Source organism: Jiangella asiatica, from assembly GCF_004349065.1.
In the GTDB taxonomy this organism is placed as follows: domain Bacteria; phylum Actinomycetota; class Actinomycetes; order Jiangellales; family Jiangellaceae; genus Jiangella; species Jiangella asiatica.
The window spans coordinates 56,986-75,064 of record NZ_SMKZ01000018.1 but is presented as its reverse complement, the minus strand read 5'-3'; the positions used below and the strand labels follow the sequence as shown (position 1 = coordinate 75,064).

Annotated in this window: 15 protein-coding genes; 5 read left to right on the top strand and 10 right to left on the bottom strand. The window is 72.0% G+C overall.

The window, feature by feature from the left end:
• Positions 1–132 precede the first annotated feature (132 nt).
• Positions 133–357, top strand: a complete 225-nt coding sequence (locus E1269_RS14320; RefSeq protein ID WP_131895582.1) for a hypothetical protein — start codon at positions 133–135, stop codon at positions 355–357.
• A 140-nt stretch (positions 358–497) separates the two neighbouring features.
• Here E1269_RS14320 and E1269_RS14315 read toward each other — a convergent pair whose 3' ends face one another.
• Complete coding sequence (locus E1269_RS14315; protein ID WP_131895580.1) at positions 498–1,433, bottom strand: 5'-3' exonuclease; 936 nt, start codon at positions 1,431–1,433, stop codon at positions 498–500.
• A gap of 250 nt (positions 1,434–1,683) precedes the next feature.
• Here E1269_RS14315 and E1269_RS14310 point away from each other — a divergent pair, with 250 nt between their 5' ends.
• Complete coding sequence (locus E1269_RS14310; RefSeq protein ID WP_131895578.1) at positions 1,684–3,984, top strand: MMPL family transporter; 2,301 nt, start codon at positions 1,684–1,686, stop codon at positions 3,982–3,984.
• Here the strand turns inward: E1269_RS14310 and E1269_RS14305 are convergent.
• Complete coding sequence (locus E1269_RS14305) at positions 3,981–4,685, bottom strand: class E sortase (protein ID WP_131895576.1); 705 nt, start codon at positions 4,683–4,685, stop codon at positions 3,981–3,983. The two genes, E1269_RS14310 and E1269_RS14305, sit on opposite strands and share 4 nt — an antisense overlap.
• A gap of 92 nt (positions 4,686–4,777) precedes the next feature.
• On the opposite strand from E1269_RS14305, the gene E1269_RS14300 reads away from it, so the two are divergent.
• On the top strand, positions 4,778–5,458 hold the full coding sequence (locus E1269_RS14300) for a GOLPH3/VPS74 family protein (RefSeq protein ID WP_131895574.1): 681 nt from the start codon (positions 4,778–4,780) through the stop codon (positions 5,456–5,458).
• Positions 5,459–5,468: 10 nt separating this feature from the next.
• Here the strand turns inward: E1269_RS14300 and E1269_RS14295 are convergent, their stop codons facing one another.
• Positions 5,469–6,248 (bottom strand): PadR family transcriptional regulator, encoded by a 780-nt coding sequence (locus tag E1269_RS14295; protein ID WP_203433567.1) that lies wholly within the window; start codon positions 6,246–6,248, stop codon positions 5,469–5,471.
• An 88-nt stretch (positions 6,249–6,336) separates the two neighbouring features.
• Here E1269_RS14295 and E1269_RS14290 point away from each other — a divergent pair, with 88 nt between their 5' ends.
• Positions 6,337–7,434 (top strand): M24 family metallopeptidase, encoded by a 1,098-nt coding sequence (locus tag E1269_RS14290; protein WP_131895572.1) that lies wholly within the window; start codon positions 6,337–6,339, stop codon positions 7,432–7,434.
• Between the two features lie 55 nt (positions 7,435–7,489).
• Here the strand turns inward: E1269_RS14290 and E1269_RS14285 are convergent, their stop codons facing one another.
• Complete coding sequence (locus tag E1269_RS14285) at positions 7,490–8,848, bottom strand: FAD-binding oxidoreductase (protein WP_162606416.1); 1,359 nt, start codon at positions 8,846–8,848, stop codon at positions 7,490–7,492.
• A gap of 126 nt (positions 8,849–8,974) precedes the next feature.
• Complete coding sequence (locus E1269_RS14280; RefSeq protein ID WP_131895568.1) at positions 8,975–10,012, bottom strand: aminotransferase class V-fold PLP-dependent enzyme; 1,038 nt, start codon at positions 10,010–10,012, stop codon at positions 8,975–8,977.
• A 73-nt stretch (positions 10,013–10,085) separates the two neighbouring features.
• On the opposite strand from E1269_RS14280, the gene E1269_RS14275 reads away from it, so the two are divergent.
• Positions 10,086–10,526: an Lrp/AsnC family transcriptional regulator gene (locus tag E1269_RS14275; protein ID WP_131895566.1), complete on the top strand. Its 441-nt coding sequence runs from the start codon at positions 10,086–10,088 to the stop codon at positions 10,524–10,526.
• 335 nt (positions 10,527–10,861) lie between these two features.
• Here E1269_RS14275 and E1269_RS14270 read toward each other — a convergent pair whose 3' ends face one another.
• From E1269_RS14270 to E1269_RS14250, 5 genes are all read right to left on the bottom strand, one after another.
• Complete coding sequence (locus E1269_RS14270; RefSeq protein ID WP_131895564.1) at positions 10,862–12,034, bottom strand: acyl-CoA dehydrogenase family protein; 1,173 nt, start codon at positions 12,032–12,034, stop codon at positions 10,862–10,864.
• Between the two features lie 2 nt (positions 12,035–12,036).
• Positions 12,037–14,208, bottom strand: a complete 2,172-nt coding sequence (locus tag E1269_RS14265; protein ID WP_239000894.1) for a thiamine pyrophosphate-dependent enzyme — start codon at positions 14,206–14,208, stop codon at positions 12,037–12,039.
• An 8-nt stretch (positions 14,209–14,216) separates the two neighbouring features.
• On the bottom strand, positions 14,217–15,770 hold the full coding sequence (locus E1269_RS14260; protein ID WP_203433565.1) for an aldehyde dehydrogenase family protein: 1,554 nt from the start codon (positions 15,768–15,770) through the stop codon (positions 14,217–14,219).
• 82 nt (positions 15,771–15,852) lie between these two features.
• A complete protein-coding gene (lat, locus tag E1269_RS14255; protein ID WP_131895562.1) occupies positions 15,853–17,187 on the bottom strand; it encodes an L-lysine 6-transaminase in 1,335 nt (444 codons plus the stop codon).
• A 340-nt stretch (positions 17,188–17,527) separates the two neighbouring features.
• On the bottom strand, positions 17,528–18,040 hold the full coding sequence (locus tag E1269_RS14250) for a GNAT family N-acetyltransferase (RefSeq protein WP_131895560.1): 513 nt from the start codon (positions 18,038–18,040) through the stop codon (positions 17,528–17,530).
• Positions 18,041–18,079: the final 39 nt, after the last annotated feature.

The window sequence follows — 18,079 nt, the reverse complement described above, 5'->3', positions numbered from 1 at the left end:
TGGCTGCCATCTCCCAGTAGGCGTGGCGCCCGCTGCCCCGATCGGCCGACGTTCGCCAGTCGTGGACTCGTCCCGTCCAGACAGAAAGGCCGCATTCACATGTCCACTCAAATCGAAAAAGAAGGAGTCACCATGGACGACAAGCAGATCGAAGACCGCCTGCGCGCGTTGGAGAGCGCCCAGGCCGCGGGCGCCGCGACGTTGGCAGGTGCTCAGACGACCCAAGCGGCGGCCCAGGCCGGTTCCAGCGCAACAATGGCGGCGATGCAGGCCGGGAATATGGCGACGATGGTCGCAGGCGGGGCCGGATTCGTCGTCGGGATCTTCATCGGTCTCGCCATCCGCTCTGGACGCTAGACCACACGCCGGCAGGCGCCATTCAATCCGAACACCTCTTCGACCGTACGGTGCCGGATGTGAGACGGTTCACGAAGGGCGGATGGTGACCGGCTCGTCCCGGCCTCCGCAACGACCGGGCGCCGGCGCCTAGGACGACCTCAGGCGTCGGCGGGTGCCGGGCTGAACGCGTTGAGCACCCGGTTCAGCGACGAATCGAGCCCCCACCGGCCGGCCAGCTCGACCAGAGCCTCGGGGTCGGCCGGGGCGGTCGGCCGCGTGTCGTCGTAGTCCGGCAACGGCACGTCGCCGCGGACGCGGACCACCTCGGGCGCGACCGCCAGGTAGCCGCGGGCGTCGGCGATCTTGCGGCGGAGTGTGGGGGAGAGGTCGGCGCCGGGGTCGTCGACGGCGGCCAGCAGGCCTTCGATGCTGCCGAACCGCGTGATCAGCGTGCCGGCCGTCTTGTCGCCGACGCCGGACACGCCGGGCAGGCCGTCGCTGGGGTCGCCGCGCAGGGTCGCGAAGTCGGCGTACGAACGGCCGGGGATGCCGTACTTGGCGGCGACGACGGACTCGTCGACGACCTCGTGCCGGCCGACGCCGCGGGCGGTGTAGAGGATGCGCACCCTGCGGGAGTCGTCGACCAGCTGGAACAAGTCGCGGTCGCCGGTGACGACGTCGACGGGGCCCGGGTCGCGACCGGCGAGGGTGCCGATGACGTCGTCGGCCTCGAAGCCCGGAACGCCGATGTGGGCGATGCCCAGCGCCGTCAGCACCTCGAGAATGACGGGGATCTGCGCCTCGAGCGCGGCCGGCACCTCCTCGATGTTCCTGGCCGCGTTGGCCAGCCGGTGCGCCTTGTACGACGGCAGCAGCGCCACCCGGAACGCCGGGCGCCAGTCGGCGTCGAGGCAGGCCACCAGCCGGGCCGGGCGGCGGTCGGCGGTGAGCCGAGCGATGAAGTCCAGCAGCCCACGCACGGCGTTGACCGGTGTGCCGTCGGGCGCGGTGATGGAGTCGGGGACACCGAAGAAGGCGCGGAAGTACAGCGAGGCGGTGTCGAGGAGCATCAGGCGGTTCTCGGACCCTGGCATGCGGGCAGCTTAGCGACGGGCGCCGACACAGGCCGCGTCACTCCCGCGCGCGGCAGTCAGCGACGATCGCCGTCGTTGACAGGTGCTGGTGGCGGTACTAGGTTCACGAGCCTCAGCTCCGGGCCTGAGGGGTGGCCCGGCGAGCGTTGACCTGGCGCGGGGCTGTGGCCGACCGGCGCACGGTCGCTCGCCACCGCGGATCGGGTCTCTGCTCCTTCGCTTGCCGGTGGCGCCGGAGCCGGGGGATGACATGACCGACTCGCGGCCCGCCTCGATCGGCGACCACAACGACAAGTTCCCACCCACCACCGCGCCGCGTCCGCGCGTTGACGATGCACCGGGCCGGCTGGCCAGCCTGGGGCGTGGCTGCGCCCGACATCCATGGCCCATCATCGTGGTCTGGCTGGTCGTGCTGGCCGGCGCGGTCGTGGCCGACCGGGTGTGGGGCGGCACCTACAGCGACGACTTCACGCTGCCCAGCACCGAGTCCGGCCAGGGCAGCGACCTGTTGACCGACCGTGGTGTCACTGAGAGCTCGTACTCCGCCCGGCTGGTCTTCCACAGCGACGGGTCACTCGTCGACCAGGAGACCCCGATCGACCAGGCCATCGATCAGGTGGAGGCGGTCGACCACGTGCTCGCGGTTTCCGATCCCCTGATGGGGGCGACCACGTCGCAGGACGGCACAGTCTCGTACGCCACCGTGCAGTTCGACGGCAACCCGGGCGGCTTCGGGCCGGACTTCGTCGACGACATCGACGACGCCACGGACGCCGCGCGCGCGGCGGGCGTCTCCGTCGACTACACCGGGGCACTGGGCCAGGCGGCCGAGCCGGTCGCCGACGACCGCCGGTCCGAAGCCATCGGCATCGGCGTCGCGATCATCGTTCTGCTGACCGCGTTCGGCAGCGTGATCGCGGCCGTCCTACCGATCGCGTCGTCGCTGGTGGGCGTGCTGACCAGCATGAGCCTTCTCGGGCTGCTGGCAAGTCGGATCGACATCGCGACGGCGGCGCCCACGCTCACCGTCATGATCGGGCTGGGCGTCGGCATCGACTACGCGCTGTTCCTGACCACGCGGCACCGCCAACAGCTCATGGACGGGGTCGACCCCGTCACCGCGGCCGGCCGGACGGTGGCCACCAGCGGCCGGTCGGTGCTGGTCGCGGCGTCGACCGTGGTGATCGCGCTGTCCGGGCTGTGGGCCACGCGGATCGACTTCATCGGTCTGCTGGGTCTCGCGGCCGCCGTCGGTGTCGTCGTCGCCGGCGTCGCCGCGATCACGCTGGTCCCGGCACTGCTCGGGTTGATCGGCCGCCGCATCGACGCGTGGCACGTGCGCCGGCCGGTGGCCGAGGAGTCTGCGACGGTGCCGAAAGACGGCGAGACGGACGACGAGAGTGACAGCGCGTCGACCTGGCGCCGGTACGCGCTGGCCCTGGAGCGTCATCCGTGGCGTTACCTGATCGTGGGCGTGGTCGTCGCCGGGGTCCTCGCGATTCCCACGCAGGCGATGGAGCTGGGCCACGTCGACGACGGCGCGTCGGCGCAGGGCAGCACGACGCGCACCGCGTACGACGCCCTCTCCGACGGGTTCGGTCCTGGCCTGAACGGCCAGTTCACCGTCGTCATCGAGCCGCCCTCCTCGGACAGCGCGGATCAGGCCGCCGACGTCGGCTCGACACTGCAGGAGGCGATGGCCGGTGCCGACGGGGTGGAGTCAGCGACGCCGTTCGCGGCCAGCCAGGACGGCACGATCCTGTTCTCGACGGTGACGCCGAGCACGCGGCCGCAGGACTCCGCGACCGACGACCTGCTGCACACGCTGCGCCAGGAGACGATCCCGCAGGCCCTCGACGGAACGGACACGACCTCCTACGTGACCGGCATGACCGCGGCCCAGCTGGACTTCCGCGACATCGTCGCCGACCGGCTGCCGGAGATCATCGCGATCGTCGTCGCGGCGGCCTTCATCGTCCTGCTGCTGACGTTCCGCAGCCCCGTGCTGGCGTTGAAGGCGGCGGTGATGAACCTCCTGTCGATCGCCGCTGCGTACGGCGTCATCGTCGCGGTCTTCCAGTGGGGCTGGGGGTCGTCGTGGCTGGGTGTCGACCAGCAGGTGCCGATCGAGTCCTACGTGCCGATGGTCATGTTCGCGATCGTGTTCGGGCTATCCATGGACTACGAGGTGTTCCTGCTGTCGCGGATCCGCGAGGCGTGGCTGGCCACCGGCGACACCCGCGGCAGCGTGGCCACCGGGCTGACGGTGACCGCTCGGGTCATCACGTCCGCGGCGCTGATCATGATGTGCGTCTTCTTCGCGTTCGTCGCATCGGACAACGTGGTGATCAAGATGCTGGCGGTCGGGCTGGGGTTCAGCGTGCTCATCGACGCCACGATCATCCGGCTGCTGATCGTGCCGTCGACGATGTTCCTGCTCGGCCGCGCGAGCTGGTGGCTGCCGCGCTGGCTGGACCGGTTGCTGCCGCACCTGGAGCCCGAGCCGGGACCGCCGCCCGCGCGCGGTGGGGTGCCGGCCGCCCGGGCCTAGCTGGTGGGGCCGCTGACCAGGAGGCCGGTGGCGTACATGCGGTGCGACGAGCCGAACCTCGGCCAGCACGTGGTCAGCGTGATGCGCCGCTGCGTCGGCTCGGTGTCCAGCGGCTCGCCGGGCACCGGGTTGACGACCCACCCGTCGTCGATGTTGATGCGGTTGCCGTCGCTGTCGCCGTCCGGGGCGTCGTCGAGCTCGTAGACGTACACGCCGTCGGCCATCTCGATCTCGATGACGTCACCGACCAGTAGCTCGGGGAAGTCGGCGAACGGCTCGAGGTGGCCAGAACGGTGCGCGGCGATGGCGAAGTTGCCCAGTTCGCCGGGGTCGGCGGAGTCGGGGTAGTGGCCGGGCCCGCGGTCCAGGTCCTCGTCGAGGACACCCTGCACGACGGTGAACTCCCAGTCGTCGCCGAACCGGGGGATGCGCAGCGTGCCGTACGCGTCGCCATCGGCGAGCTCGGACGGATCCGGAGGCGGGGCCTCAGGGGCCAGCTGCCCCCAGCGGCTACTGAGCTCGTCCTCGAGGTCGTCCTGCGCCTGAGCGGTCTGCAGGCCGGTACCCCAGAGCATGTATACGACGAAGAGCAGGACGAGGGCGCCGGCGGTGAGCATGAGCTCGCCGAGCGCCCCGACCGCGACGGCGAACGCACTGCGACGGGGTGCGCGGCGGACGCGCCGTTGCGCGTGTCGTGGCATGCCTTGACCTTAATATCCCGGTGGTGTGGTCGCACCGCCGGCTGGATGGAGACGCGGGCGGAGTGCTGGTGTGACCGCCTAGAGTCGGCGGCATGCTGATCGCGGAGGATCTCCTGCTGCTGCTCTATGACGATGAGTCGGGCAAGCCCTCGGTCGACGCGACGAAGCTCGACAACGCGCTGGCCGGTGCGGTCCTGCTGGAGCTGGCCATGCTCGGCAAGGTCGGTGTCGCCGGCCCGGGGGAGCGGGTGCGCGAGGGGCGGCTGGTCCTGCTGGATCCCGCGGCCACCGGCGACGAGGTGCTCGACGACGGGCTCACGGAGCTGTCCGACGACGAGGGCAAGAAGCCCAAGAACGTCCTCGGCGCGCTGCGCAAGGGGCTGCGGCAGCGGCTGCTGGAGACGTTGACCGATCGCGGGCTGGTGCGTCAGGAGGAGGGCCGCATCCTGGGGTTGTTCCCGACCACCCGATGGCCGGCGAGCGACGCCGAGCACGAGGCCGTCGTCCGCGACCGCCTGCACGCGGTACTGGTGGCCGGCGCCGAGCCGGACGCGCGCACGGCGGCGCTGGTGTCACTGTTGCTGGCGGTGGACGCGGTGACGCAGGTGGTGCCCTCCGACGACCGCCGTACGACGAAGCGGCGCGCCAAGCAGGTGGCCGACGGTGCCTGGGCGGCCGCCGCCGTGCGGGCTGCCGTCCAGGAGGTGAACGCGGCTGTCGCGTCCGCCATCGTCGTGGCCGGGACGACCGGCGCCGCGGGCGGCGGGATCTGAACTCCCAGGCTCAGGACCGGTCGCCGTCGCGTGGGTTCGGCGGGCCCTCGGCGAGCAGCGCGTACAGGTCGCGGGTGGCCGTGCGCAGGATCCGCCGGGCGGCTTCGACCTGTTCCGGTGTCCCGGCGCGCAGTACCTGCATGCCAGCCATCCCGAGCTGGGCGAACGTCTCGCGCAGGTCGTGGAACGAAGCGGTGTGCTCGCCGTCGAACGGCTCCCACACCCGGTCGAGCTCGGCGCGGTTCTCGCTGACGAACGTTGTACCGGTCTCGGTGAGGTGGACGACGCGGCGCCCGTCGTGCTCCTCGAAGCGCACCATGCCCTCGTCCTCCAGCAGCTGCAGGACGGGATAGATGGAGCCGGCGCTGGGCTTCCAGAGCCCGTCGCTGCGCTCGGTGATCTCCTGGATCAGCTGGTAGCCGTGCTTGGGCCCGTCGGCCAGCAGCACCAGCACCGCGGTGCGGACGTCGCCGCGACGGCGCCGCGGCCCGCGCCGGGGACCCCGGCCGCCAGAGCGCCGTTCCCACGGGCCGAAGCCACCGGGGCCGAAACCAGGCCCGAAGGCGGCAGGATCGAACGGAGGACGGTGCCGCCGGCCGTGGGCGTGTCCACGGCCGCGGTCGCGCTCCTCATTCATGCCGGCCAGCCACGCCACCTCGGCGAGGCGACGCCTACGGCCGGCGGCGCCACGCATGGAGCGGGACCCGGCGCGGCCGCGCCGGGTGGCACCGCGGCCACCGCGTCCACCTCGGTCATCGAAGGCCCCGAAGGGCAATGCATCTGCGGTCATCGTCGCGTCCTTTCGTTGTCGCTACGTTGACGACATGACGACGATATATCGTCAATGTATCGAAAACAACTGACTAGAGTGTCGGACCGTGACCGGAGCACTCGACCGCCTCGACCGCGCCCGCGCCACCGCCGCGAGGGCGGGCCTGGACGCCTTGCTCATCACGCCGGGCGCGGCGCTGCGCTACCTGATCGGCTACGACGCCATACCGCTGGAGCGGCTGACCTGCCTGGTGCTGCCGGTCACGGGGCAGGCGACACTGGTGGTGCCCGAGCTGGAGGCGCCGGCAGCCCTCGCCAGCGCAGTCGGCGACCTCGGCGTCGACCTGCGGCCGTGGGCGGAGACCGACGACCCGGTCGAGGTGGTCGCGGGACTAATCCCGGGCGCCCGGCGGGTCGGGCTCGACGACCAGATGTGGGCGGAGAAGGTGCTGCGCCTGCGCGCCGCCATGCCGGCCGTGGATCAGCGGCTGGCCGGCCCGATCATCTCCGAGCTGCGGGTGCGCAAGTCACCGGAGGAGCTCGAGGCGCTGCGCGAGGCGGGCGCCGCCACCGACCGTGTCCACGCCCGCATGGGCGAGTGGCTGCGACCGGAGCGGACCGAGGCCGAGGTGGCCCGCGACATCGCCGCGGCCATCGTCGCCGAGGGGCACGCCCGGGTCGACTTCGTCATCGTCGCCTCCGGGCTCCACAGCGCCAGCCCGCACCACGAGACCAGCGACCGCGTCATCGAGCGGGGCGAGCCGGTGGTCGTGGACATCGGCGGCACCACCGCGGCGGGCTACTGTTCGGACTCCACCCGCACCTACGCCACCGGCGAGCCGCCGGCGCAGTTCGTCGCCGCATACGAGGCGCTGGTGCGCGCGCAGGCGGCAGCGGTCGGTCACGTCGCGCCGGGCGTGAGCGCGGAGTCGGTGGACGCGGCCGCGCGGGACGTCCTCGCCGCGGCCGGCCTGGGGGAGTACTTCATCCACCGCACCGGCCACGGCATCGGCATGGAAACGCACGAGGAGCCGTACATAGTGGCCGGCAACGTCACCCCGCTCGAGACGGGCATGGCGTTCTCCATCGAGCCCGGGTTCTACCTGCCCGGACGCTACGGCGCGCGCATCGAGGACATCGTCGTCGTCACGGCCACGGGCGCCGAACGACTGAACCACCGCCCGCGCGAGCTCGTGATCCTGTGATCACCAGGAAGTTGCCGCCCCTGGGGACAGCGACTCCCTGGCGATCACCGGCCCGTCAGGACGCGGGCGGGATGTTGTGGTTGAACCGGAACAGGTTGGAGGGGTCGTAGGTGCGCTTGATCTCACGCAGCCGCTGGTAGGACTCGGGCGAGAACGCGGTCCTGACCTTCTCCGGTGTGCTGCGTGCGGGCATGAAGTTCACCAGCGCACCCGGGTGGGTGTAGCCGGACAGGGCGCCGAAACCTTCGGCGAGCCGCTCCTGGACGGCGGCGAGCTGCTCCGGCGTCGGGGCGATCGCGTTCGCGGCCGCGCTGTAGCCGGCGTCGCGGTGGGAGACGGCGCTGGGCTGGTCCGGCTCCTTCGCCGCCGCGCCGCCGAGGTGCCGGATCTCGATGCTGGGCACCGGGGAACCGGGCGCGGACATCGCCAGCAGGGTGTCGACGGCGCCGGCGGACAGCTCGCTCAGCAGGGCGCTGGAGCCCGTGGCCGGCATCGGGTCGGTGGGCTCCATGCCCGACAGTGCCGCCTCCAGGTAGGTGCAGGTGCGGAACCCGTCCATCAGCGGGACGCCGAGGGCCGAGCGCAGCCCGTCGAGCTCGGCGCCGTCGCCGCCGGCGATGGTGGCCCGGACCATGGCGACGTGCTGGCCGCGCATCGGCTCGGGCACCGTCGGCAGCGGCGGGACGGACATGACGTTGACCGCGGAGGTGACGGCGTCGGAGACGCCGCCGTTCCACTCGGCCCAGGCGCCCAGCACCTCAGCGGCCCGGGCGCCGGGGTAGACGGCCATGCCGTGGTGCACGGCGGGCACGTGGTACAGCCGCACCTGCAGCCGGGTGACGACGCCGAAGTTGCCGCTGCCGCCCTTGAGCGCCCACAGCAGCTCCGGGTTCTCCGTCTGGCTGGCATGCACCAGAGAGCCGTCGGCGGTGACGACGTCGGCGGCGACCACGCTGTCGGCGGCGAAGCCGAACCGCCGCAGCATCAGCCCGAGCCCCCCGCCCAGCGTGTAGCCGACGGCGCCGATGGTCGGGGCGGTGCCGGACAGGCCGGCCAGCTCGTACGGTGCCGCTGCCTCGAGGACCGCCCGCCAGCGCGCACCGGCGTCGAGGCTGGCGATCTTCGACTCGGCGTCGATGTCCACGCCGGTGAGGCGGGACACGTTGAGCACGACACCGTCGTCACACGGGTGCACGGCGCCGTGGCCCGACGACTGGACCGCCAGGGGCAGCCCTTGCTCGGCCGCGAGCCGCACCGTGGCCTGAACGTCGGCGACCGACTCCGCGAGCACGACCAGCGCCGGGCGCTGCTCGATGAGCAGGTTCCACGGCAGCCGCACGGCCTCGTAGCCGTCGTCGCCGGGACCGAAGGCCTCCCCGGTCAGAGCCGCACGGAAGCCGTCGAAGTGGTTCATGGGGTTCTCCATCCGTCCTGAGATCGGTCGCGCGAGTCCAGTCTGCCGTCGCGCACTGACAGGGTCGAGCGACCGCGGTGTCCGAGATGGTGACGCGCCGCGGCGGCGGAACGTGACACTGGCGGGTCAGGCGGTCAGTGCGGCCACCGCGCGGTCGACGTCGTCGGTGGTGGTGTAGAGGTGGAACGACGCTCGCAGCCGGCCGTCGCGCACGGCGGCCCGGATGCCCGCGGCTGCCAGCCGGTCCGCGGCGCCTGGCACGTCGACGGAGACGATTGCGGAGTCGCCGGGCGGCAGGCCCAGCCCGGCGCGGAACCGGTCGGCCAGCGCCAGGTCCCAGGCGTGGATGGCGTCGACCCCGACGTCGGCGACCAGTTCCAGCGCCGGCGCGGTGCCGACCCAGCTGAACCACGCGGGGGAGAGGTCGAGCCGGCGCGCGTCGGCGGCCAGCCGCAACGGCGGCCCGTAGTAGGAGTCGTGTGGGTCGTCGCCGGCCCACCAGCCCGCCTGCGACGGTACGATGCGCGCCCGCAGCTCCGGCCTCGTCACCAGGAAGGCGCTGCCGCGCGGTGACAGCAGCCATTTGTACGTCCCGACGACGACGGCGTCGAAGGCCGCCGCGTCGACCGGGAGCCAACCGCACGCCTGGGTGGCGTCGACGACGGTGATCGCGCCGGCCGCGCGGGCGGCGGCGGTGACCTCGTCGGCGTCGGCCACCTCACCGGTCGCGGACTGCACCAGGCTGAACGCGACCACGTCGGTGGCGCCGTCGACGGCGGCGGCCAGGTCGCGCGCGGGAACGGTCCGGACGGTGACGCCGCGGTGCTGCTGGGCCAGCCACGGGAACAGGTTGGAGGTGAACTCCTCGGCGGGGGCGAGCACCGTAGCGCCGTCCGGTATCGAAGCGGCGAGCTGGCCGACCAGCTGCGACACCTGCGCGCCCGCGGAGACGTCGGACACCTCGACCCCGACGAGCCGGGCGAACGCGGCGCGGGCGCGGTGGGTGGACTCGCCCCACCCCTCCCACGAGACCCGGCCGTGGCGCCACTCGTCCAGGGCCGATTGCAGCGCCTCCCACGCCGGCGCCGGCGGCAGGCCGTAGCTGGCGGTGTTGAGCCAGCCGGGCTCGGGGACGAAGAGCGGGCGTGCGGTGTCCAGATCCACCCCGCCATCGTGCCAGGGCCGCCTCCAGCGCGGCGAAAGGGCGCCGGACCAGGCGCGCCGCTAGAGTGCACCCGTGGAGGAGATCGACAGGAAGATCGTCGCGCTGTTGATGCAGGACGGCCGGATGAGCTACACCGACCTCGGCAAGGCCACCGGCCTGTCGACGTCGGCGGTGCACCAGCGCGTACGCCGGCTGGAGGAGCGCGGGGTCATCCGCGGCTACTCCGCCGTCGTGGACCACGAGGCCGTCGGCTTCCCTCTGACGGCGTTCATCTCCATCAAGCCGATCGATCCCAGCCAACCCGACGACTCGCCGGACCGGCTGGCCGGCATCCCCGAGATCGAGGCGTGCTACTCAGTCGCCGGCGAGGAGAACTACATCCTCAAGGTGCGGGTGGCCCGGCCGCTGGACCTCGAGGACCTGCTGGCCCGCATCCGGTCGTCGGCGAACGTCTCCACCCGCACCACCATCGTGCTGTCGACGGCGTACGAGAACCGCCCGATGACGGGATGACGCCCGCCCGGCCTTCGGCCGCCGCCGGAAATGATCACGTTCAGCAGGATCACCCGAGGATCACCATGATCGTGAGCATGGTGCGACACGAGATCTCGTGCTGAACGTGATCATTTCGAGCTTCCCTCCTGCTGCTTCGGCGGGTCAGGTCGGGGTGCCGCGCGGTCGCGGTGATGCTCGCGGGACTTGTTCGTACGAGGCGGCTGGCCGCGGCACCGGCGATGCTGGAGGAGCGCGGTGTGTTCGCCCCGGGCCGGTGGCACCGCGGACGACCAGGTAGACCGGTCCAGCCGGACCGAAGGCGGTCGAACCGGACCGACGGAAGCGGTGACTGGTCAGCTGAATGCCGACGTACCGGTGAGGGCCTGGCCGATGACGAGCTGGTGGACCTCGCTGGTGCCCTCGTACGTGAGCACCGACTCCAGGTTGTTGGCGTGGCGCAGCACTGGGTACTCCAGCGTGATGCCGTTGGCCCCGAGGATCGTGCGGCACTCGTGGGCGATGGCCAGCGCCTCGCGGACGTTGTTGAGCTTGCCGAGGCTGATCTGTGCCGGCTCGAGCTCGCCCGCGTCCTTGAGCCGGCCCAGGTGCAGCGCCAGCAGGAACCCCTTCTGCAGCTCCAGCGCCATGTCGGCCAGCTTGGCCTGGGTGAGCTGGAACGCCGCCAAGGGCCGGTCGAACACCTGGCGGGTGGCGGCGTAGTCGAGTGCGGCGTGCAGGCAGTCGCGGGCCGCGCCGAGCGCGCCGAAGACGATGCCGAACCGGGCCTCGTTGAGGCACGACAACGGCCCGCGCAGGCCGGTGACCTCGGGCAGCACCGCGTCCGCCGGCAGCCGGACGCCCTCGAGCACCAGCTCGCTGGTGATGGACGCGCGCAGCGACAGCTTCTTGCCGATCTTCGGCGCGGAGAAGCCGGGCGTCCCGGCGGGCACCAGGAACCCGCGCACCTCGCCGTCGTCGCAGCGTGCCCACACGACGGCGACGTCGGCGATGCTGCCGTTGGTGATCCACATCTTCGTGCCGTCGAGCACCCACGCGTCGCCGTCGGGGCGGGCGCGGGTGCGCATGCCGGCCGGGTTGGAGCCGAAGTCGGGCTCGGTCAAGCCGAAGCAGCCGATCAGTTCGCCGGCCGCCATGCCGGGCAGCCAGCGCTGCTTCTGCTCCTCGGAGCCGAACTTCCAGATGGCGAACATCGCCAGCGACCCCTGCACGGACACCAGCGACCGGACGCCGGAGTCGCCGGCCTCCAGCTCCATGCAGGCCAGCCCGTACGAGACGGCGTTGGTGCCGGCGCAGCCGTACCCGCTCAGGTGCATGCCGAGCAGGCCGAGCTTTCCGGCGTCCGACGCCAGCGACCGGGCCGACGCCTCGTCCAGGCCGACCTCGTACCAGTCGGCGATGCCGGGGCGGACGCGGTCGTCGACGAACCGCCGGACGGCGTCGCGCAGGTCGCGCTCCTCATCGCTGAGCAGGTGCTCCACACTCAGCAGCTCCAGCGGCGATGGCATGGTCACTCCTTCTCGGCCAGCTCGACGGCGGCCTTCTCGATGTCGTGCTCCCCGAGCAGGACGTGGCCCGCGGCGGTGCCCAAAGGGACGAAGCTGTCATGGCTGGCGACCCGCGCGACCCGGCCGGTGTAACCCGACTCGACCAGCGCGGCCACCACGCCTTCGCCGACGCCGCCGGCGTGGCGCGTCTCGTCGGCCACCAGGACGCGGCCGGTGAGGTTGGCCTCACGGACGATGTCTTCGACCGGCAGCGGAGCCAGCCAGCGCAGGTCGAGGACCAGGGCGCCGACGTCGCGCTCGGCCAGGCGCCGGGCGACGCGCAGGCTCATCGGGACGCCGTTGCCGAACGTCACGATGGTCAGGTCGGCGCCTGCCCCGTGCACCCGGGCGCGGCCCACCGGCACGTGCTCGCCGGAGTCGGCGGCGAGCCATCCGCCGTCGCCGTCGGAGTACAGGTCACGGGTGTGGTAGAGCGCGATGGGCTCGAGGAACGCCGACACGGTGCCGTCGACGGCGGCAGCGGCCAGGCAGGTGCGCAGCATCGCGGCGGCGTCGTCGCCGCGGGACGGGCAGGCGACCACCAGGCCGGGAATGTCGCGCAGCACCGCGACGCCGTTGTCGTTGTGAAAGTGCCCGCCGAAGCCGCGCTGGTACGCCAGCCCGGCGATGCGCACGACCAGCGGGTTGCGGTACTGGGCGGTGGAGAAGAACGACAGCGATGCCGCCTCGCCGCGCAGCTGGTCCTCGGCGTTGTGCAGGTAGGCCAGGTACTGGATCTCGGGGACGGGGAGGAGCCCGGCCAGTCCCGCGCCGAGCCCGAGCCCGAGGACGGACTGCTCGTCCAGCAGGGTGTCGAAGACTCGCGCCTGCCCGAACCGCCGGGTCAGGCCCCGGGTGACGCCGTAGACCCCGCCCTTGCGGCCGGTGTCCTCGCCGAAGACGACGACGCGGCGGTCGCGCTCCAGGGCCGCGGCGAGGGTGGCGTTGACGGACTCGGCGAGCGTCGCCGGGACGGCGGCGCGTCCCTCGTCGTAGAGCTCCCCGGCGGCGCGGGCGACGGCGTCGGGCGTACGCGGCGCGAGCGGGGCGACGATCTCGGCGGCCGAGCCGAGCGTGCGGGCGCCGCGCAGCGACTCCGCGACGGCGTCGACCTCGGCCCGCAGCTCGCGGTACCGGTCCACCAGGGCGGACGGAGTCGCGGCCCCGGCGGCGACCAGCGCGCGGGCGGTGCCGAGGATGGGGTCGCGGGCGTGGTCGGCGGCGATCTCGGTGTGCGTGCGGTAGCTGATCTCCGCATCGCTGCCGGCGTGGCCGAGATAGCGGACGGTGGACAGGTGCAGGAACGCCGGGCGCCGCTGGTCGCGGACGTGAGCGACCGCCTGCTCGGCCGTGCTCAGAGCGGCGGCCGGGTCGGAGCCGTCCGCGGCCAGGTAGGCGAGCCCGGGCCGCGCGCCGTACGCCGTCGCCACCCACCCGGCCGGAGTGGGCACCGAGATGCCCAGCCCGTTGTCCTCGCACACGAACAGGATCGGCACCGGCAGGCCGCGGTAGGCGGTGTTCAGGGCGGTGTTGACGGCGCCGGCCGCGGTCGAGTGGTTGGCCGAGGCGTCGCCGAAGGAACACACGACGACGGCGTCGGCCGGCCAGGGCACGTCGACGCCGAGCCGGTGCGCCCGGTGCAGCGCGACCGCCAGCCCGACCGCTCGCGGCAGGTGCGAGGCGATGGTCGAGGTCTGCGGGATGATCGACAGCCGGGCGTTGCCGAACACCTTGTGCCGGCCGCCCGCGATCGGCTCGTCGGCGGCGCCCATGAGGCTCTGCAGGACGTCGCGGACGGGTGTGGAGCCGGGCACCTGGGCGGCGCGGGCGGCGTAGAACCCGCCGGAGCGGTAGTGCAGCAGCGCCGGGTCCGACGGGCGCAGCGCCGCCGCCACGACGGCGTTGCTCTCGTGCCCGGCCGAGCCGATCGTGTAGAAGCCCCGGCCCGCCGCCTGCAGCTCGCGGGCCACCACGTCGAGGTGCCGGCTGGTCACCTGGGCATCGAAGATGCCGCGCAGCACCTCAGGCGAGGCCGGGCCGGGCGCCGTCGACGCCTGCCGCGTCGCCCCGGGCAGCGCCTGGATGGCGCCCAGCAAGGCCTGCTCGAGCGCCGCGGGGCCGATCTCAGCCGTCACGGGGGTCCTCAGTCGCCGAGCTGGAACCCGGTGTCGGGCTCGAGCTCGGCCACATCCATCTGCGCCTTCTGCAGCCGGCCGGAGTAGTCCCAGTTGACCGACTGCCAGCGGGTGAACTGGTCGAGCACCCACATGCCGGACTGGCGCGACCCGTTGCCGGACTTGCCGTTGCCGCCGAAGGGCAGGTGCGCCTCCGCGCCGGACGTGGAGTTGTTGATGCTGACCATGCCCGCACCGATGCCGCGCCGGAACGCGAACGCGTCGGCCGGGTCGGTGGTGTAGATCGAGCTGGACAGTCCGTAGCCGGGCACGTTGGCCAGGTCGATCGCCTGCTCGAGGGTGGAGTACGTGGTGACGCCGACGATGGGCCCGAAGGTCTCGTGGTCGAACAGCTCGTCGCCGGGCCGGACTCCGTCGACCACCACCGGGTGGTAGTAGAGGCCCTCGGCGGGGTCGCCGACGAAGCCGGCACGCGGGTTGCCGGCGGTGATGCGGCCGGTGCGGCCGTGCACCCGGTGCTGCGGCTGCACCCAGCCGAGGTACTTCTCGTACCGCTCGGCGAATTTCGCGTCGAGCAGTGGGCCCATGAGCACGTCCTGGGCCGGGTCGCCGACGACGGCGGAGTCGACGGCCGCGGTGAACCGGCGCAGGAACTCCTCGTGCAGCGACTCGTGCACGATGACGGTGCCCAGCGACGTGCACCGCTGGCCAGCGGTGCCGAAGCCGGAGAACAGCGCGCCCTCGACGGCGAGGTCGAGGTCGGCGCTGGGCGTGACGACCAGCGGGTTCTTGCCACCCAGCTCCAGGCACGCGGTCTGCAGGTGCCGGCCGGTGAGCGCGCCGATCTCGCGGCCGACCTCCGACGACCCGGTGAAGCCCACCTTGTCGACGTACCCGAGCTGCAGCGACTGCTCGAGGCCGTCGTAGGTGGCGGCGCCGTCGGCCTGCACGATGTTGAACACGCCGTCGGGCAGGCCGCCGCCGTGCACGAACAGCTCGTGGAAGGCCTCGGAGACGACGGCGGAGTACTCGGCCGGCTTCCACACGATGGTGTTGCCGGTGAGCAGGGCCGGGACGATGTACCAGGACGGAACCGCGACCGGGAAGTTGCCGGCCGTGATGATCGCGACCGTGCCGACCGGATTGCGGAACGTGAACAGCTGCTTGTCGGGCATCTCGCTGGGCACGGTCTGCCCGTAGAGGCGCCGGCCCTCGCCGAGGAAGAAGTCGCAGGTGTCGACGATCTCGCGGACCTCGCCGAGCGCCTCGGCGTAGGGCTTGCCGATCTCCCTGACGACGAGCTTCGCCAGTCTCTCGGAGTTCTGCTCGACCACGCGGCCGATGTGCGCGATGGCCCGGCCGCGGACCGGCGCCGGGACGTCGGCCCAGGCCGGCTGTGCGTTCTTGGCGACCACCGCGGCGGAGACGAAGACGCGGGCCGGCGCCAGCCGCACCTCGCCGACGACCTCGTCCAGGTGGGCCGGGTTGAGAGATTGGAGACTCGCCTGTGTTTCATCAAAGACGGCGGCGCCGTCGATGACAGAGCTGATGATGCGGGTCACGGTGGTGTGCTCCTCGACGGTGGTTCTGTATCAGGTCGCTCTCGTGTGGTCGGCTCGGCGACGGTGGCGGCCGGGGACCGCGTCAGGCGGCCCGGCGGGCGACCGCGCGACCGAACGCGGTGACGGCCAGGTCGATCTCATCATCGGACACCGACAGGGCCGGGCGGAAGCGGATCGCCCGCTCGCCGCTCGAGAGCGCGATGACGTGCTCGGTCTCGCGCAGGTCGGTGAGGACGGAGTCGCGGGTGGCGCCGTCGGGCAGGTCGGCGGCCACCATGAGGCCGCGCCCGCGCACGTTGGTCACCAGGCCGGTCTCGGCGGCGACGGCGCTCAGCCCGGCGACGAAGCGTTCGCCCTTGCGGCCGGCGGCGTCGATCAGCCCGTCCTGCTCGATGAGCTCCAGCAACCGGCGGGACCGGACCATGTCGACCAGCCCGCCTCCCCACGTGGAGTTGATGCGGCCCGACACCGCGAACACGTTGTCGGCGACCTCGTCGATGCGCCCGCCGGCCATGATGCCGCCGACCTGCACCTTCTTGGAGAAGGCGACGATGTCGGGGGTGAGGCCGAGCTGCTGGTACGCCCAGGCGGTGCCGGTGGTGCCAGTGCCGGTCTGGACCTCGTCGACGATGAACAGGGCGTCGTTCCGGTGCACCAGGCGCTGCATGGCCTGCAGGAACTCCGGGCGCATGTGGTTGTCGCCGCCCTCGCCCTGGATGGGCTCGCAGATGAACGCGGCGATGTCGTGCCGGTGCTGCTCGAAGGCAGCCCGGGCCTGGGCGAGCGCGTGCTCCTCCGCGCCGACGACCTCGTCGAGGTGGTCGGCCAGCGGGAACCGGATGGCGGGGACGTCGATGCGCGGCCAGTCGAACCGCGGGAACCGTGCGGTCTTGTTCGGCTCGGTGTTCGTGAGCGACATGGTGTAGCCGCTGCGGCCGTGGAACGCCTTGGTCAGGTGCATGACGCGGGTGCCCAGGCGGGGGTCACGCCCGTGCGCTTCGTTGTGCCGGCTCTTCCAGTCGAACGCGGTCTTCAGCGCGTTCTCGACCGCGAGCGCGCCACCTTCGACGAAGAACAGGTGCGGCAGCGCGGGATCGCCGAGGACCCGCGCGAACGTCTCGGTGAACTCGGCCAGGTGCACGGAGTAGACGTCGGAGTTGGCCGGCTTGTTGGCCGCGACCCGGGCCAGCAGGTCCATGAACGCGGGGTCGTCGACCAGCCCAGCCGGATTGCAGCCCAGCGGCGCGGAGGCGAAGAACGTGTACATGTCCAGGTAGCGCCGACCGTCACGGGCGTCGACCAACCAGCTGCCCCTGCTCGCGTCAGTGTCGAGGACGAGCTTGAACCCGTCGGTGAGCAGATGCCTGCCGAGGACGGCGTGGACTTCGTCGGCGCGGATGGTGAGCTGTTCGGCCACGTCGGTGAACCTCCTCGAACGGGATGCATGGGCGCATCAAGGCAGAAGACGTCCCTCGTGAGGCCCGCCTCAACGTAATTCTTGCGTCAACACCCCCCAATGGCAAGAAGACCTTCCGCCGGACTGGAAATGATCACGTTCAGCACGAAATCTCGTGTCGCACCATGCCTGCAACCCTGTTGATGCGCGAGATCTCCTGGTGATGTGGCGTAGCGGCCCGGATCCCTCGGGGCGCCTGGGATCGGTCGGGTGGGCGATCACCCGTTGGAATCACCAGGGTTCCCCGTGCGTCACGAGGCTTGTGAGCATGGTGCGACACGAGATTTCGTGCTGAACGTGATCATTCGGGAAGCATCAGGGGGCGCTGGAGGAGGAGGGTGTCGATCCAGCGGCCGTGCTTGTGGCCGACGTCGGTGAGGCGGCCGGCGTCGTCGAAGCCGAGGGCGCGGTGCAGGCGCTCGGACGCGGCGGAGCCGCTGTCGGCGATCACCGCGACGACTTGGCGGACCCCGGCGTCCGCGCATCGTTCCAGCAATGCGGTCAGCAGCGTCCGGCCCACGCCCCGGCCGGTGAACCGCGGATCCAGGTAGATCGTGTTCTCGACGGTGTGCTGGTACGCCGGCTTGGGTCGCCACGGCGCGGCGTAGGCGTAGCCGGCCACGGTGTCGTCGAGGTCGGCGACGAGGAAGGGCAGGCCGCGCGCGGCGAGGTCGGAGAGCTTTCGCTCCCAGTCCGCCACGGTCGGCGGCACGTTCTCGAACGTCGCGACGCTGTGCAGGACGTAGTGGGTGAAGATCGCGGCAACGGCGTCCAGGTCGCTGACGCCGGCGGCCCGGACGGTCGCAGTGCGCACGAGGCCTTCCGGCGAATTCTCTATAGTCACAATAGACGT